This window comes from Paenibacillus ottowii (genome assembly GCF_050516475.1).
Classification (GTDB): Bacteria; Bacillota; Bacilli; order Paenibacillales; family Paenibacillaceae; genus Paenibacillus; species Paenibacillus ottowii.
Window position 1 is genome coordinate 775,575 of record NZ_CP191577.1, and the last position, 16,139, is coordinate 791,713.

General features: G+C 45.0%; 22 protein-coding genes. All 22 read right to left on the reverse strand.

The genetic code is table 11. From position 1 onward, the window contains the following. Nucleotides 1–33: 33 nt before the first annotated feature. Entirely contained in the window at nucleotides 34–432 is a 399-nt protein-coding gene (rpsH, locus tag ACQQ6X_RS03560; protein ID WP_007432570.1) for a 30S ribosomal protein S8, read from the reverse strand. A 32-nt stretch (nucleotides 433–464) separates the two neighbouring features. Further along, complete coding sequence (locus ACQQ6X_RS03565; RefSeq protein ID WP_010348808.1) at nucleotides 465–650, reverse strand: type Z 30S ribosomal protein S14; 186 nt, start codon at nucleotides 648–650, stop codon at nucleotides 465–467. 75 nt (nucleotides 651–725) lie between these two features. Further along, complete coding sequence (gene rplE / locus ACQQ6X_RS03570; RefSeq protein WP_007432571.1) at nucleotides 726–1,271, reverse strand: 50S ribosomal protein L5; 546 nt, start codon at nucleotides 1,269–1,271, stop codon at nucleotides 726–728. A gap of 33 nt (nucleotides 1,272–1,304) precedes the next feature. Beyond that, the gene (gene rplX, locus ACQQ6X_RS03575) at nucleotides 1,305–1,658 is read right to left on the reverse strand and encodes a 50S ribosomal protein L24 (protein ID WP_013312155.1); all 354 of its coding nucleotides are present in this window, start codon (nucleotides 1,656–1,658) and stop codon (nucleotides 1,305–1,307) included. Between the two features lie 36 nt (nucleotides 1,659–1,694). Then, a complete protein-coding gene (rplN, locus tag ACQQ6X_RS03580; RefSeq protein ID WP_007432573.1) occupies nucleotides 1,695–2,063 on the reverse strand; it encodes a 50S ribosomal protein L14 in 369 nt (122 codons plus the stop codon). 34 nt (nucleotides 2,064–2,097) lie between these two features. Next, entirely contained in the window at nucleotides 2,098–2,361 is a 264-nt protein-coding gene (gene rpsQ / locus ACQQ6X_RS03585; protein WP_007432574.1) for a 30S ribosomal protein S17, read from the reverse strand. A gap of 50 nt (nucleotides 2,362–2,411) precedes the next feature. After that, nucleotides 2,412–2,609, reverse strand: coding sequence for a 50S ribosomal protein L29 (gene rpmC, locus ACQQ6X_RS03590; RefSeq protein WP_007432575.1), 198 nt, complete (start codon nucleotides 2,607–2,609; stop codon nucleotides 2,412–2,414). Continuing rightward, nucleotides 2,599–3,033 (reverse strand): 50S ribosomal protein L16, encoded by a 435-nt coding sequence (rplP, locus tag ACQQ6X_RS03595; protein ID WP_007432576.1) that lies wholly within the window; start codon nucleotides 3,031–3,033, stop codon nucleotides 2,599–2,601. The genes rpmC and rplP overlap by 11 nt, the downstream gene beginning before the upstream one ends. Nucleotides 3,034–3,035: 2 nt before the next feature. Then, nucleotides 3,036–3,701: a 30S ribosomal protein S3 gene (gene rpsC, locus ACQQ6X_RS03600; RefSeq protein ID WP_007432577.1), complete on the reverse strand. Its 666-nt coding sequence runs from the start codon at nucleotides 3,699–3,701 to the stop codon at nucleotides 3,036–3,038. Between the two features lie 13 nt (nucleotides 3,702–3,714). After that, nucleotides 3,715–4,047 carry a 50S ribosomal protein L22 gene (rplV, locus tag ACQQ6X_RS03605; protein WP_007432578.1) on the reverse strand — a complete coding sequence of 111 codons (333 nt, stop codon included), beginning with the start codon at nucleotides 4,045–4,047 and terminating at the stop codon, nucleotides 3,715–3,717. 35 nt (nucleotides 4,048–4,082) lie between these two features. After that, nucleotides 4,083–4,361, reverse strand: coding sequence for a 30S ribosomal protein S19 (gene rpsS, locus ACQQ6X_RS03610; protein WP_007432579.1), 279 nt, complete (start codon nucleotides 4,359–4,361; stop codon nucleotides 4,083–4,085). Between the two features lie 72 nt (nucleotides 4,362–4,433). Then, entirely contained in the window at nucleotides 4,434–5,264 is an 831-nt protein-coding gene (rplB, locus tag ACQQ6X_RS03615; protein ID WP_016818651.1) for a 50S ribosomal protein L2, read from the reverse strand. A 30-nt stretch (nucleotides 5,265–5,294) separates the two neighbouring features. Further along, complete coding sequence (rplW, locus tag ACQQ6X_RS03620) at nucleotides 5,295–5,585, reverse strand: 50S ribosomal protein L23 (protein ID WP_013373266.1); 291 nt, start codon at nucleotides 5,583–5,585, stop codon at nucleotides 5,295–5,297. After that, the gene (gene rplD, locus ACQQ6X_RS03625) at nucleotides 5,585–6,208 is read right to left on the reverse strand and encodes a 50S ribosomal protein L4 (RefSeq protein WP_013312160.1); all 624 of its coding nucleotides are present in this window, start codon (nucleotides 6,206–6,208) and stop codon (nucleotides 5,585–5,587) included. The genes rplW and rplD overlap by 1 nt, the downstream gene beginning before the upstream one ends. Nucleotides 6,209–6,236: 28 nt before the next feature. Next, the gene (gene rplC / locus ACQQ6X_RS03630) at nucleotides 6,237–6,860 is read right to left on the reverse strand and encodes a 50S ribosomal protein L3 (RefSeq protein WP_013312161.1); all 624 of its coding nucleotides are present in this window, start codon (nucleotides 6,858–6,860) and stop codon (nucleotides 6,237–6,239) included. 32 nt (nucleotides 6,861–6,892) lie between these two features. Next, entirely contained in the window at nucleotides 6,893–7,201 is a 309-nt protein-coding gene (gene rpsJ / locus ACQQ6X_RS03635) for a 30S ribosomal protein S10 (protein ID WP_005544556.1), read from the reverse strand. 340 nt (nucleotides 7,202–7,541) lie between these two features. After that, the gene (tuf, locus tag ACQQ6X_RS03640; RefSeq protein ID WP_013373267.1) at nucleotides 7,542–8,732 is read right to left on the reverse strand and encodes an elongation factor Tu; all 1,191 of its coding nucleotides are present in this window, start codon (nucleotides 8,730–8,732) and stop codon (nucleotides 7,542–7,544) included. An 88-nt stretch (nucleotides 8,733–8,820) separates the two neighbouring features. After that, nucleotides 8,821–10,899 carry an elongation factor G gene (fusA, locus tag ACQQ6X_RS03645; RefSeq protein ID WP_016324746.1) on the reverse strand — a complete coding sequence of 693 codons (2,079 nt, stop codon included), beginning with the start codon at nucleotides 10,897–10,899 and terminating at the stop codon, nucleotides 8,821–8,823. A gap of 47 nt (nucleotides 10,900–10,946) precedes the next feature. After that, the gene (gene rpsG, locus ACQQ6X_RS03650; RefSeq protein ID WP_007432586.1) at nucleotides 10,947–11,417 is read right to left on the reverse strand and encodes a 30S ribosomal protein S7; all 471 of its coding nucleotides are present in this window, start codon (nucleotides 11,415–11,417) and stop codon (nucleotides 10,947–10,949) included. A 50-nt stretch (nucleotides 11,418–11,467) separates the two neighbouring features. Then, nucleotides 11,468–11,890 (reverse strand): 30S ribosomal protein S12, encoded by a 423-nt coding sequence (gene rpsL / locus ACQQ6X_RS03655; RefSeq protein ID WP_007432587.1) that lies wholly within the window; start codon nucleotides 11,888–11,890, stop codon nucleotides 11,468–11,470. A 144-nt stretch (nucleotides 11,891–12,034) separates the two neighbouring features. Beyond that, nucleotides 12,035–12,286 (reverse strand): ribosomal L7Ae/L30e/S12e/Gadd45 family protein, encoded by a 252-nt coding sequence (locus tag ACQQ6X_RS03660; RefSeq protein ID WP_149034436.1) that lies wholly within the window; start codon nucleotides 12,284–12,286, stop codon nucleotides 12,035–12,037. Between the two features lie 219 nt (nucleotides 12,287–12,505). Beyond that, nucleotides 12,506–16,120, reverse strand: a complete 3,615-nt coding sequence (gene rpoC / locus ACQQ6X_RS03665) for a DNA-directed RNA polymerase subunit beta' (RefSeq protein ID WP_063211167.1) — start codon at nucleotides 16,118–16,120, stop codon at nucleotides 12,506–12,508. Between the last annotated feature and the right edge of the window lie 19 nt (nucleotides 16,121–16,139).

Consider the following 16,139-nt stretch of genomic DNA (forward strand, 5'->3'; position numbering starts at 1 on the left):
ATCTGTTGCACCTCCTATCTTTTAAACGTTAAATTACCAAACGTAGCAAACCACTTCTCCGCCGGCTTTGGACTGACGTGCTTCTTTGTCGGTCATGATACCTTTGGATGTGGAAATAATTGCGATCCCGAGTCCACCCAGAACGCGTGGAATCTCATTGCTCTTCGTGTAAACGCGAAGACCTGGTTTACTGATTCTTTTCAAACCTGTAATAACACGCTCGTTGTTCGCACCGTATTTCAAGAAAATACGGATGATCCCTTGTTTGCTATCTTCAACAAATTCCGCATCACGAATGAATCCTTCACGTTTCAGGATGTCGGCGATTTGTTTTTTCATTGTAGATGCAGGCATTTCTACTGTTTCGTGGCGAACAGTGTTCGCGTTACGAATACGAGTAAGCATATCTGCAATTGGATCAGACATAGTCATTGTGTATAAACCTCCTTCCCAAACAGGACTTTTTACCAGCTTGCTTTTTTCACGCCAGGAATCTGGCCTTTATAAGCTAATTCACGGAAGCAAATTCTGCAGATTTTAAACTTTTGCAGCACCGAATGTGGACGACCACAACGTTCGCAACGAGTATAAGCACGAACTTTAAACTTTGGTGCGCGTTGTTGTTTGACTTTCATTGAAGTTTTTGCCACTTAGCCTGACACCTCCTAAATAGTTTCGGAGAACAGGGTGTCTTAAAATCAGACGCCCAAAACGTTATGCCAACATTATTTCGCGAAAGGCATGCCCAGCTGAGTCAGAAGCTCACGGGACTCTTCGTCAGTCTTGGCAGTCGTTACGATAACGATATCCATACCACGAACTTTATCAACTTGATCGTACTCGATTTCCGGGAAGATCAACTGTTCTTTCAGACCAAGCGTGTAGTTACCACGTCCGTCGAAAGCTTTTGTTGATACACCATGGAAGTCACGTACACGAGGGAGTGTAATGTTGAACAATTTGTCCAAGAAGTAATACATACGCTCACCACGAAGTGTTACCTTTACACCGATCGGCATGTTTTCACGCAATTTAAAACCTGCGATAGATTTTTTTGCGCGAGTGATAACTGGCTTTTGACCAGCGATCAGCTGCATGTCGTTGAGAGCAGAATCAAGCACTTTGGAGTTTTGAACTGCGTCGCCAACACCCATGTTGATTACAACTTTCTCGATTTTAGGCACTTGCATCACTGTTGTATAGTTGAACTTCTGCATCAAAGCAGGAGTGATTTCTTTCAAGAAACGTTCTTTCATTCTTGTTGTTGCCATGAATCATAGTCCTCCTTTCTTCAAAAAAAATAATTAGTCGATCACTTCGCCTGAACGTTTTGCAATACGTACTTTTTTGCCATTGTCCAAAACTTTGTAACCAACACGAGTTACTTTTCCGCTCTTCGGATCAATGTGCATAACGTTGGAAACGTGAATCGGAGCTTCCTTCTCGATGATGCCGCCTTGTGGATTCAACTGATTAGGCTTTTGGTGTTTTTTAATCATGTTAACACCTTCCACAAGCACACGGTTTTGACGAGGGTAAGCAGCGATAACGCGACCTTTTTTACCTTTATCTTTACCAGTAATCACCAGAACAGTGTCGTCTTTTTTGACGTGCAGCTTGTTGTTATGGGATTCCAGAACTTTTTTCACTTTTGGCATTTCGTACACCTCCTACGGGCACAATTTAAGGTGAATTTAGATCACTTCCGGAGCCAAGGAAACGATTTTCATGAAGTCTTTGTCACGAAGTTCGCGAGCAACTGGTCCGAAAATACGAGTACCACGTGGGCTCTTGTCTTCTTTAACGACCACTGCTGCGTTCTCATCAAATCCGATGTAGGAACCGTCTTTACGGCGGATAGAACGTTTAGTACGAACAACAACCGCTCTTACTACATCACCCTTTTTGACAACGCCGCCTGGTGTTGCTTGTTTTACGGAACAAACGATCAGGTCACCAATTTGAGCTGTACGACGTCCCGTTCCACCGAGCACACGGATACACATCAGTTCCTTCGCGCCGGAATTGTCGGCTACAGTCAAACGTGTAAATGGTTGAATCATTTATTTATCCTCCTTTCGGAAAAACTACACTACATTAGATTATAACAGCTTTTTCAACGATTTCGACCAGTCTCCAGTTTTTGTCTTTGGACAAAGGACGAGTTTCCATGATTTTAACAGTATCACCGATTTGTGCAGTGTTGTTTTCATCATGAGCTTTGAATTTTTTAGTCACTTTGATGCGTTTATGGTAGAGATCATGTTTTTTGTAAGTTTCTACAGCAATCACAATCGTTTTGTCCATTTTGTCGCTGACTACTTTACCTACTAATACTTTACGGGCATTACGTTCGCTCATTGTTGGCCTCCTTCCTAATTACAGGCGGAATTTCCACCCGGTCTAATATCTTAGCTAATCCCAAGTTCTCTTTCACGGATCACAGTTTTAGCACGAGCAATTTCCTTACGCACAGCGCCGATCCGAGTCGGGTTATCAAGCTGACCGGTAGCGAGTTGAAAGCGAAGGTTAAAAAGTTCTTCTTTAAAACCGGAGATCTTTTGTTCGATTTCAGCAGTGGTAAGATTGCGGAATTCACTAGCCTTCATTTGCTTCACCACCCAATTCTTCACGTTTCACAAACTTAGTTTTGATTGGCAGTTTGTGAGCGGCAAGACGCATTGCTTCACGAGCAATCTCTTCCGGTACACCAGCAAGTTCAAACATGATCTTACCTGGTTTCACTACTGCAACCCATTTTTCTACGTTACCTTTACCACTACCCATACGAACCTCAAGAGGCTTTTGAGTAATTGGTTTGTCAGGGAAAATTTTAATCCAAACCTTACCACCACGTTTGATGTAACGAGTCATCGCAATACGAGCAGCTTCGATTTGACGGTTAGTGATCCATGCTGGTTCAGTAGCTTGCAAACCGTACTCACCAAAATTCAGTGTAGTACCGCCTTTAGCACGACCCTTCATGTGACCACGTTGTTGTTTACGATGTTTTACGCGTTTAGGTACCAACATGATTAGTTGCCTCCTTCCTGAGGAGCTTGTTTCTTAGCTGGAGGAAGAACCTCTCCACGATAGATCCATACTTTTACGCCAAGACGGCCATAAGTAGTATGAGCCTCTGCTGTACCGTAGTCGATGTCAGCACGAAGCGTATGCAGTGGAACAGTTCCTTCGCTGTACCCTTCGGAACGAGCGATTTCGGCACCGCCAAGACGTCCGCCTACTTGAGTTTTAATTCCTTTTGCACCGGAACGCATAGTTCTTTGGATTGCTTGTTTCAACGCACGACGGAAAGAAACACGACGTTCCAATTGTTGTGCAATGCTTTCAGCAACGAGAATTGCATCCAGTTCAGGATTTTTAATTTCAGAGATATTGATGTGTACCTTTTTACCACCTGCGATTTTAGTGATTTCATTACGCAGATTTTCAACCTCGGAACCACCCTTACCGATAACCATACCTGGTTTCGCAGTGTGAATCGTTACGTTGACACGGTTAGCTGCTCTCTCGATTTCAACACGGGATACAGCGGAGTCTTTCAATCTTTTTTTCAGATGCTCACGAATCTTAACGTCTTCCAGCAAAAGATCACCGAAATCTTTGCCTGCATACCATTTGGATTCCCAATCACGGATAATACCGATTCGGAGTCCGACGGGATTTACCTTTTGGCCCACACGTTTTCCCTCCTTATTTTTCAGATACCACCAGAGTAATATGGCTGGTGCGTTTATTGATGCGGCTTGCACGACCCATTGCACGCGGGCGGAACCGTTTCATTGTAGGACCTTGGTTTACAAAAACCTCGGACACTACCAATTTATTTACGTCCATAGAGTAGTTGTGATCTGCATTCGCGATCGCAGAATTCAACAATTTCTCAACGACTGGAGAAGCGGATTTCGGAGTGTGACGAAGAATTGCAATCGCCTCACCTACCTGCTTGCCACGAATCAAATCGATAACAAGTTTCACTTTGCGAGCGGAAATCCGCACGGACTTAGCATGTGCTTTTGCTTCCATTGAGTTACCTCCTCTCAAACACTACGCTGTGTTGATTATCTTCTTGTTTTCTTATCGTCATCCGTATGGCCTTTGTACGTACGCGTTGGAGCGAACTCGCCCAATTTGTGTCCAACCATATCTTCTGTTACGTATACAGGCACGTGTTTACGACCATCATATACACCAAACGTGTGTCCGATAAATTGCGGGAAAATCGTAGAGCGACGGGACCAAGTTTTGATCACGACTTTTTTGTCAGACTCGTTCAAAACCTCTACTTTTTTCAACAGGTAACCATCAATAAATGGTCCTTTTTTGAGACTGCGACCCATTTGTGAATCCTCCCTTCGTTAAAACGTAGTCGTTCTTTAATATGTTAACGTGCGACTTAAGCGCACGTTTTATTACTTAGTACGACGACGAACGATGTACTTATCAGATGCTTTACCTTTTTTACGTGTTTTGTAACCAAGGGTTGGTTTGCCCCATGGAGACATTGGAGATTTACGTCCGATTGGAGCGCGACCTTCACCACCACCGTGTGGGTGATCGTTAGGGTTCATAACAACACCGCGAACTTCAGGACGTTGTCCCAACCAACGACTACGACCAGCTTTACCGATCTTAACAAGCTCGTGGTCTTCGTTACCTACAGAACCGATTGTAGCACGGCAAACTTTCAGAATGCGACGTACTTCACCAGAGGTCAAACGAATTGTAACATACTTCTCTTCTTTACCAAGAAGTTGGGCTTCCGTACCAGCAGCACGAACGAGTTGGCCACCTTTACCCGGTTTCAATTCGATATTGTGGATAACCGTACCCACTGGAATGTTTTCCAAAGGCAAGGAGTTACCGATTTTAATATCGGAGTCCGGACCGGATACCACTACATCTCCTACTTTCAGACCTTTAGGAGCGATGATGTAACGTTTTTCACCATCCACATAGTGGATAAGTGCGATGTTGGACGTACGGTTTGGATCATATTCGATCGTAGCAACGCGGCCCGGTATTCCATCTTTGTTACGTTTGAAGTCAATAATACGGTATTTACGTTTGTGTCCGCCGCCATGATGACGAACTGTAATTTTACCTTGGTTATTACGTCCAGCTTGCTTGCTCAGAGGTGCCAGCAACGATTTCTCGGGCTGATTTGTTGTGATCTCCTCGAAAGTAGATACAGACATTGCACGTCTGGCCGGGGACGTTGGTTTATACTTTTTAATTGGCACTGAGTTTCCCTCCTTACTTTACAGATTCAATTATACTGTTTCAAAAAACTCAAGCGGCTTACTGTCTTTGCTCAGCGTTACGAACGCTTTTTTCCACTCGCTCGTATAGCCGGAATGACGTCCGTAGCGTTTTGGTTTCGCAGGCACACGAAGTGTATTAACGTTACTTACTTTCACGTTAAAAATCGCTTCGATTGCTTTCTTAACTTCGACTTTATTGGAACGAATGTCAACTTCGAAAACATATTTCAAGTCATTCATCATACCAGCCGTACGTTCGGTGATAATCGGACGTTTGATAATATCACGAGGATCCTTCATTACGCGAGCACCTCCTCTACCTTCTGAACTGCTTCCTTCGTAATGATCAGTTTGTCGTGTCCGAGCACATCAAGAACATTAATGCCGTCTGCGGCTACAAACTTCACACCAGGAATATTACGAGCGGACAGTGCTACATTATCATCATAGCTAGGAGCTACAATCAATGCTTTACGATCAGCTTTAAGGTTATTCAAAATAGCTGCGAATTCTTTCGTTTTAGGTCCGTTCAGTGTAAGAGCGTCCAATACGATGATTTCATTCTCAATCACTTTGGATGACAATGCCGATTTGATCGCCAGACGACGAACCTTTTTAGGCAATTTGTAAGCATAGCTGCGTGGAGTCGGACCGAATACAGTTCCGCCACCAACCCATTGTGGTGCACGAATCGAACCTTGACGAGCGCGACCAGTACCTTTTTGTTTCCAAGGTTTACGTCCGCCGCCACGTACTTCAGAACGTCCCTTTACTTTGTGAGTACCTTGACGCAGGGAAGCCAATTGCATAACAACAGCGTCATGAAGAACGTGTTTATTCGGTTCGATACCGAATACTGCATCGTTCAATTCAATTTCGCCAACTTGGCTGCCGCTAATATTAAATAGTGCTACTTTTGGCATTTCGTGTTCCTCCTTTCTTCAGTTGATATTATTTTTTCACCGTTTCTAATACTTTAACGAAGCTGTTTTTAGGTCCTGGAATGGATCCTTTCACGAGCAATACATTACGTTCTGTATCGATCTTAACAACTTCAAGGCGTTGGATCGTTACCGTTTCATGCCCCATGTGTCCTGGCAGGTGTTTACCTTTAGGAACGCGGTTAGCTTGAATGGAACCCATAGAACCTGGACCTCTGTGATAACGCGAGCCGTGTGCCATTGGTCCGCGGCTTTGTCCCCAACGTTTGATAACGCCGGCAAAACCTTTACCTTTAGAAATACCTGTTACGTCAACGAATTCGCCTTCTGTGAAGACATCAGCCTTCAGTTCTTGGCCAACCTCGTACGCAGCAAGGTCGATGCCACGAAGTTCACGAACGTAGCGCTTAGGCGCAGTATTTGCTTTTTTAGCATGTCCTGCTTCAGGTTTATTGGATCTTTTTTCTTTTTTATCAGAGAATCCGAGCTGGATAGCTTCGTATCCATCGTTTTCCAGATCTTTCTTTTGCAGAACAACACAAGGACCAGCTTCGATAACCGTAACAGCAAGTACGTTACCTTCAGGGGTAAACACTTGAGTCATTCCGAGTTTTTTTCCTAAGATACCTTTCATGTTGACACCTCTTTTCTTTTCCTAATTACATATTACAATTTAATTTCGATATCTACACCGGACGGCAGGTCCAAGCGCATCAAGGCATCCACAGTTTGTGGAGTCGGATTAACAATATCGATCAAACGCTTGTGTGTGCGCATTTCGAATTGTTCCCGAGAATCCTTGTACTTGTGTACCGCACGGAGAATAGTAATGATTTGTTTTTCAGTTGGCAGCGGAATTGGTCCGGAAACACCTGCACCCGAACGTTTAGCTGTTTCAACAATTTTCTCAGCGGATTGATCAAGAATTCTGTGATCGTAAGCTTTCAAACGAATACGAATTTTTTGCTTTGCCATTTTAGTCCCTCCTTCTATCGCCCAATTTGGTATCGGACATACTCCGTGAAAATTTTCTAACAGCCCTCCCATGGCAAAGGGGCCGGGTGTGTCAGTAACCTCTCACATCATCGCACAGTCACAAACAACATTAGTTATTATATCGAATAGTTCTGCCTATTGCAAGCAAAAACGAAAAAAACAATATATCTTATTTTCAAAGATACAATTGTACTCGCGGCTCGCTGTTATTCCTCAAGAGAAAAGCCCCCGCACCATGGCAGGGGCTCGTTTTACTTCGTTCCAATACGATGTTACTCGTTCCAGTACAATGTTGCTATATTCAAGGCTCGTAGCCTTATTATTTGGAGATTGTTGCTACAGCACCTGCACCAACTGTGCGGCCACCTTCACGAATGGAGAACTTAGTTCCTTCTTCAATCGCGATTGGGCTGATCAGTTGAACAGTAACTGTAATGTTATCACCAGGCATTACCATTTCGGAACCTTCTGGCAAAGTGATGATACCAGTTACGTCAGTTGTACGGAAGTAGAACTGTGGACGGTAACCAGTGAAGAAAGGTTTGTGACGTCCACCTTCTTCTTTAGTCAAAACGTAGATTTGAGCAGAGAATTCTGTATGTGGGTTAACAGAACCCGGCTTAGCCAATACTTGACCACGCTCGATTTGTGCACGATCTACACCGCGAAGCAGTGCGCCGATGTTGTCACCAGCTTGAGCGGAATCAAGCAATTTACGGAACATTTCTACGCCTGTTACTACGGATTTACGGGATTCTTCTTGAATACCGATGATTTCGATTTCGTCGCCCACTTTAACTGTACCACGCTCTACACGGCCTGTAGCAACTGTACCACGACCAGTGATGGAGAATACGTCCTCGACAGGCATAAGGAAAGGCTTGTCAGTGTCGCGTTCTGGAGTTGGGATATAAGTGTCGATTGTTTCGAACATTTCAACGATTTTCTTAGCCCAGTCGCCATCTGGGTTTTGCAGTGCTTCACGAGCAGAACCGCGAGTGATTGGAGTGTCGTCGCCTGGGAAGTCATACTCGCTCAGCAAATCGCGAACTTCCATTTCAACCAATTCCAGCAACTCTTCGTCTTCAACCATGTCGCATTTGTTCAGGAATACTACGATGTATGGAACACCTACTTGACGGGACAAGAGGATGTGTTCACGAGTTTGTGGCATAGGACCGTCAGCTGCGGATACAACCAGGATCGCTCCGTCCATTTGAGCAGCACCAGTGATCATGTTTTTAACATAGTCAGCGTGACCTGGGCAGTCAACGTGTGCATAGTGACGGTTAGGTGTTTCGTATTCCACGTGTGCAGTGGAGATTGTGATACCGCGTTCGCGCTCTTCTGGAGCTTTATCGATTTGATCGAATGCTACAGCAGCACCACCGTAAGTTTTGGAAAGTACAGTTGTGATTGCAGCAGTCAAAGTTGTTTTACCATGATCGACGTGACCAATTGTACCGATATTAACGTGCGGTTTGTTACGTTCAAACTTAGCCTTTGCCATTTGAACAATTCCTCCTCAATAACATGTTTTATTTTAGGCTGTCGGAAACCTCTAGAAACTAGAGAATCCGATCAGCAAATACATTGTATTACTCGCCGCCTTTGGTTTTAGCAACGATCTCTTCAGCGATGCTCTTCGGAACCTCTTCATAGTGATGAAGCTCCATGGAGAACACACCGCGTCCTTGTGTACCGGAACGAAGTGTAGTGGAATATCCAAACATTTCGGACAATGGAACCATTGCACGAATGATTTGGGCACCGCCACGGGAATCCATACCTTCAATCCGACCACGACGGGAGTTCAACATACCCATTACGTCTCCCATGTATTCCTCTGGAACCGTTACTTCAACTTTCATAATCGGCTCAAGCAATACAGGTTTACATTTGTCTTTCGCTGCTTTCAGCGCCATTGAACCGGCAATTTTAAATGCCATTTCATTGGAATCGACATCATGGTATGATCCATCCACGATTGTAGCTTTAACGTCCACCAGCGGGAAGCCAGCCAGGACACCGTTTTTCATTTGCTCTTCAATACCAGCAAGTGCAGGTCCGATGTATTCTCTTGGAACAGAGCCACCGACAACCTTGCTTTCAAACTGGCTACCAGTACCTGCTTCAAGTGGTTCGAACTCAACCCATACGTGACCATATTGACCACGACCACCGGATTGACGAACAAACTTACCTTCAACACGTGCTGGAGCACGGAATGTTTCACGGTATGCTACTTGTGGTTTACCTACATTGGTTTCCACTTTGAACTCACGACGCATACGGTCAATGATAATGTCCAAGTGAAGCTCACCCATACCTGCCAAGATAGTTTGGCCAGTTTCTTCGTTAGTAGAAGCGCGAAGAGTTGGATCTTCTTCGGTCAACTTACCGAGTGCAACTGCCATTTTGTCTTGGTCAGCTTTGGTTTTAGGCTCAACCGCGATTTCGATAACCGGATCAGGGAAATTCATGGATTCGAGAATAACTGGATTCTTCTCATCACACAGTGTATCACCTGTACCTGTATCTTTCAAACCTACGGCTGCCGCAATGTCACCGGAGTATACTTCAGTGATTTCTTGACGGCTGTTCGCATGCATTTGAAGAATACGTCCGATACGTTCACGTTTGCCCTTTGTTGCATTCAATACGTAGGAACCGGATTGAAGCACACCGGAGTATACGCGGAAGAATGTCAACTTACCAACGTAAGGATCCGTCATAATTTTGAAGGCCAATGCGGAGAAAGGCTCTTCATCAGAAGAATGACGTTCAACTTCTGTACCATCTTCCAGATGACCTTGAATACTCGGTACATCAATAGGAGCTGGCAGGTAATCAACAACAGCGTCCAGCATCAACTGAACACCTTTGTTACGGTAAGAAGATCCACAGATAACTGGGAAGATCTTAACTTCTACAACACCTTTACGGAGAGCGGCTTTAATTTCTTCAACCGTGATCTCTTCACCTTCAAGGTATTTCATAGTCAAATCTTCGTCCAGTTCAGCAACCTTCTCAATCAATTCGTTGCGGAGTTCTTCAACTTTGTCTTTGTATTCCGCAGGAATTTCGGTTTCTTCGATATTTTGACCAAGGTCATCTTTGTACATATAAGCCTTTTGTCCAACGATATCGATGATACCTAAGAAGTCATTTTCTGCACCGATTGGAAGTTGAATCGCAACTGCGTTCGCTTGAAGGCGATCACGCATATCAGCTACAACGTTCAAGAAGTCGGCACCAATAATATCCATTTTGTTTACATATGCGATACGTGGAACGCCATAGCGATCAGCCTGTCTCCATACAGTTTCAGACTGAGGCTCAACGCCTTCTTTCGCACTGAAAACACCAACTGCTCCGTCCAATACACGAAGGGAACGTTCAACTTCAACAGTGAAGTCAACGTGCCCCGGGGTGTCGATGATATTGACGCGGTGACCTTTCCAGGCAGCGGTCGTCGCAGCGGAAGTAATCGTGATTCCGCGCTCTTGTTCTTGCTCCATCCAGTCCATTGTTGCAGCACCTTCGTGAACTTCACCGATTTTGTGCGTACGGCCTGTGTAGAACAAGATCCGCTCTGTTGTTGTGGTTTTACCCGCGTCAATATGAGCCATGATCCCGATATTACGTGTATTTTTCAAGGAGAACTCTCTTGCCATGAAATGGGTCTCCCTTCAAAATTGAAGTTATTTTTTTGAGCTGAATCCTACCAACGATAGTGAGCAAACGCTTTGTTCGCTTCAGCCATTTTGTGCGTGTCTTCACGTTTTTTCACGGAAGCGCCTGTGTTGTTGGAAGCATCGATAATCTCAGCCGCCAAACGCTCTTCCATAGTCTTCTCGCCGCGGTTGCGGGAGTAGTTTACGAGCCAACGTAATCCCAGGGACGTACGTCTTTCTGGTTTTACCTCGATTGGTACTTGGTAGTTGGCACCGCCGACACGGCGTGCTTTAACTTCCAGGACTGGCATGATATTCTTGATAGCTGCTTCAAAAACTTCCATCGGGTCATTCCCCGTACGTTCTTGGATAAGCTTGAACGCATTATACAGAATGCTTTGAGCAACGCCTCGTTTTCCGTCGAGCATGATGCGGTTGATCAAGCGAGTAACCAACTTGCTGTTGTATACCGGATCTGGCAACACGTCTCTTTTGGTAACTGGACCTTTGCGTGGCATGGATATCCCCCTTTCTTACATGTTAAACCTGCATACGCGGTTTATATTCATTAGGATTTTTTAGCTTTAGGGCGTTTTGCGCCGTATTTGGAACGAGCTTGCATGCGGTTATTTACGCCTGCAGTATCCAAAGCACCGCGAACGATGTGATAACGCACACCCGGAAGGTCTTTTACACGACCGCCACGAATCAGCACTACGCTGTGTTCTTGAAGGTTATGTCCAATACCTGGAATGTAAGCAGTCACCTCTACACGGTTCGTCAAGCGAACACGAGCATATTTACGAAGTGCGGAGTTTGGTTTTTTCGGAGTCATAGTACCTACACGAGTGCATACTCCACGTTTTTGTGGGGCACTGATGTCAGTAGCTTCACGTTTCAAGGCATTAAAACCTTTTTGCAAAGCTGGTGATTTCGATTTCTCGATTTTGGCTTGACGTCCTTTACGAACCAGTTGGTTAATAGTTGGCATGTTGGTTGCCACCCCCTTCCTCAATTTTTGCTGTTACTTTACAAACCTTATCTAAGCCCACAGACCCAGGCGGTTCATAAAAGAACAAATGAAAAGTCTTTGCCGCCAAGAATAACGATTCCCTAGACAAAAACGTTCCTTACCTTATTGTTTTACGATAGCAGCCATCGCGGCCCCCACTTCAATCCCGCATGCAGCTCCGAGATTTTTCATTGTGTCTACGAGAGTCACTTTGACTCCTTGCTTATTGCACAAATCAATGATGTTGGAAGTGAGACGCTGATCTGCGTCTTCTGCCACATATACTTCTGAGGCGAAGCCCAATTCTACCATACGAATGGTTTGTTTGGTACCGATTTTGACATGAGCATCTTGTAGTCCCTGTTCTTTAGACATATCTCATTCCTCCGAAAAGACCCAATAGCATATAGGCTGCTCACGCACCTTTGCTATATTAGCATTGACTATGAACAATGTCAAGACAATTATCAACTATAATCTATTCAAATAAAGTAGTACGTTACTTTTTCATAAGAAGCGCCGGAGCACCGTTGCTGTAGCTTTTACCCAAAGCTCATATCTACGGTGTTCCGGGCTTATTATACTATTTTTAGATTACTCAGCTGAAATGGGTTCAAGCTCCTCAGATGAGGATTGCCCCTCTTCAGGCTGGGCAAATTTCACGCTACGGTAACGGTTCATACCTGTTCCCGCAGGGATCAATTTACCGATAATTACATTTTCTTTCAGACCAAGCAACTGATCGACTTTTCCTTTGATAGCTGCGTCTGTCAAGACACGAGTAGTTTCCTGGAAGGAAGCCGCTGACAAGAAGGAATCAGTTTCCAAAGACGCCTTGGTGATACCAAGAAGAACTGGTTTGGCCACCGCTGGTTCTTGGCCACTAAGAATCGCTATCTTGTTCGCATTCTCATACTCATGCACATCAACAAATGAACCTGGAAGGAGTGTCGTGTCACCCGCATCGATGATACGAATCTTACGCAACATTTGACGAATCATAACTTCTACGTGCTTGTCGTTGATTTCTACACCCTGGTTCCGATATACACGTTGAACTTCCTGAAGGATATAGTTCTGTACCCCGCGAATACCTTTAATACGCAGCATTTCTTTAGGGTCAATCGAACCATCCGTCAGTTCGTCCCCGGCTTCAACAGTCATGCCTTCGCTTACGCGCAGACGTGAACCATAAGTAACCGAATAGGTTTTTGTTTCAGCTTCACCCTGAATGTCGATTTCGCGACGGTCTTTCCCTTCGCGAACCTCTTTAACTACACCGTCAATTTCACTAATGGTTGCCTGACCTTTAGGATTACGTGCTTCAAAAAGCTCCTGGATACGAGGCAAACCTTGCGTGATATCGTCGCCCGCTACACCACCTGTGTGGAACGTACGCATGGTGAGCTGTGTCCCTGGTTCACCGATGGATTGAGCCGCGATAATACCAACCGCTTCCCCAATCTCAACGTGTTTGCCAGTAGCCAGATTACGACCGTAACATTTTTTGCAGACGCCATGTTTGGCACGGCAACTTAACACGGAACGAATTTGGACTTTTTCTACACCAGCTTTAACAATCGCTTCAGCTTTGTTGGAGTCAATCAGTTCATTGCGTCTAGCTAAAATCTCACCAGTCTCAGGATGACGTACTGTTTCGAAGCAATAACGACCTTCCAAACGATCGTACAGGTCCTCAATTACTTCTTTACCGTCCTGGATGCGACTTACTGTAAAGCCTTTATCCGTTCCGCAGTCATCTTCGCGCACGATAACATCTTGTGCCACGTCAACGAGACGACGAGTCAGGTAACCAGAGTCAGCTGTACGTAACGCTGTATCCGCCAAACCTTTACGCGCTCCGTGTGTGGAGATGAAGTACTCGAGTACTGTCAGACCTTCACGGAAATTCGATTTGATTGGGAGCTCGATAATACGACCCGATGGATTCGCCATCAGTCCGCGCATACCGCCGAGCTGAGTAATCTGTGATTTGTTACCACGCGCTTTGGAGTCAACCATCATCATGATAGAGTTGTAGCGATCCATGGATTTCATCAAAATGTCTGTGATATCATCCTTAGCCTTGGACCAAATATCAATAATCCGGTCATAGCGCTCCTCGTTCGTAATCAGACCACGACGATACTGATTCGTTACGACTTGTGCTTTATCGTCAGACGCTTTAAGAATATCCTGTTTCTCTTGAGGTACAACTACGTCTGCCACAGCAACCGTTACACCTGCACGAGTGGAATACGTAAAGCCAAGCTGTTTGATCTTATCCAAAATCACAGCCGTTTCTGTTGTGTGGTAAATCTCAAAGCAACGGGCGATGATATTACCAAGGTAATCCTTACCCACCCCACTAGCTTGTGGAGCGTTCTGAATGGCTTCAGTAAGATTTACACCCTTCTCATAAACAAAGAACTCCTCAGCAGTACCATAGAGCAGGTTGGCGCGAGTAGCGTCATTGATATACGGGAAGCTTGCTGGGAAAATCTCATTAAAGATAATTTTACCCACGGTTGTAATCAACATTGCATCCTGTTGCTTCTCTGTAAAGCTCGTTTTATTCAACGCCTTAACCGGAATAGCTACACGGGCATGAAGCCCAGCAGTTCCGCGCTGATAAGCCGAGATAGCCTCATTCGGATTGCGAAGGATCATGTTACTTCCTTCTTCTTCCTTGTTATCCATAGTCAAATAGAATGAGCCAAGGACCATATCCTGGGAAGGAGTAACAACAGGCTTGCCGTCTTTTGGATTCAAAATGTTGCCGGATGCCAGCATGAGCAAACGAGCTTCCGCTTGAGCTTCCGCAGACAACGGAACGTGAACCGCCATTTGGTCACCGTCAAAGTCAGCATTATATGCCGTACATACGAGCGGATGCAAACGAATCGCACGGCCTTCAACCAAGATTGGTTCAAACGCTTGAATACCCAGTCTATGCAGCGTAGGGGCACGGTTTAGAAGAACTGGATGTTCCTTGATTACTTCTTCGAGTACGTCCCATACTTCAGCACTCACGCGCTCCACCTTACGTTTCGCGCTCTTGATGTTGTGTGCCAAGCCTTTGTTCACAAGCTCTTTCATTACAAAAGGCTTGAACAGCTCTAGCGCCATTTCTTTCGGTAGACCACATTGGTACATCTTCAAGTACGGACCTACTACGATAACGGAACGACCGGAATAGTCAACACGTTTCCCGAGCAAGTTTTGGCGGAAACGTCCTTGTTTACCTTTCAGCATGTGGCTGAGGGATTTCAATGGACGATTACCCGGACCTGTAACAGGACGACCACGACGGCCATTATCAATCAGAGCGTCAACAGCTTCCTGCAGCATCCGTTTTTCATTTTGTACGATAATATCTGGCGCACCCAGATCTAACAGACGTTTCAGACGGTTATTACGGTTAATAACACGACGATACAGATCATTAAGGTCAGAAGTAGCAAAACGTCCACCATCCAGCTGTACCATTGGACGAAGCTCAGGAGGTATAACAGGTAGTACGTCCATGATCATCCAATCCGGTTGGTTACCGGAATTACGGAATGCCTCAATAACTTCAAGGCGTTTGATCGCACGGTTTCGACGTTGTCCCTGAGCTGTACGCAGCTCTTCTTTCAAAAATTCCAATTCTTTGTCTATATCTAAATCTTGAAGAAGCTTTTTAACCGCTTCAGCACCCATTCCTGCCTGAAATCCGTAGCCATATTTTTCACGGTAACTGCGGTATTCTTTCTCGGACAGGAGTTGCTTTTTCTCCAAAGGCGTATCTCCTGGATCGGTTACAACATAAGATGCGAAGTAAATGATCTCTTCCAAAGATCTTGGAGACATATCAAGAGCAAGACCCATACGACTCGGAATGCCTTTGAAGTACCAAATGTGCGATACAGGAGCAGCCAACTCAATGTGGCCCATGCGTTCACGGCGAACCTTAGCACGAGTAACTTCTACTCCACAGCGGTCGCAGACAACACCTTTATACCGTACACGTTTGTACTTACCACAATGACATTCCCAATCTTTCGTAGGTCCGAAAATCTTCTCGCAAAATAGTCCTTCTTTTTCCGGTTTAAGCGTACGATAGTTAATCGTCTCCGGTTTTTTGACTTCTCCGCGGGACCAAGAACGAATCTTTTCGGGGGAAGCAAGCCCGATTTTCATATATTCGAAATTGTTAACGTCCAACAAGGAGCAACCCTCCTTAACC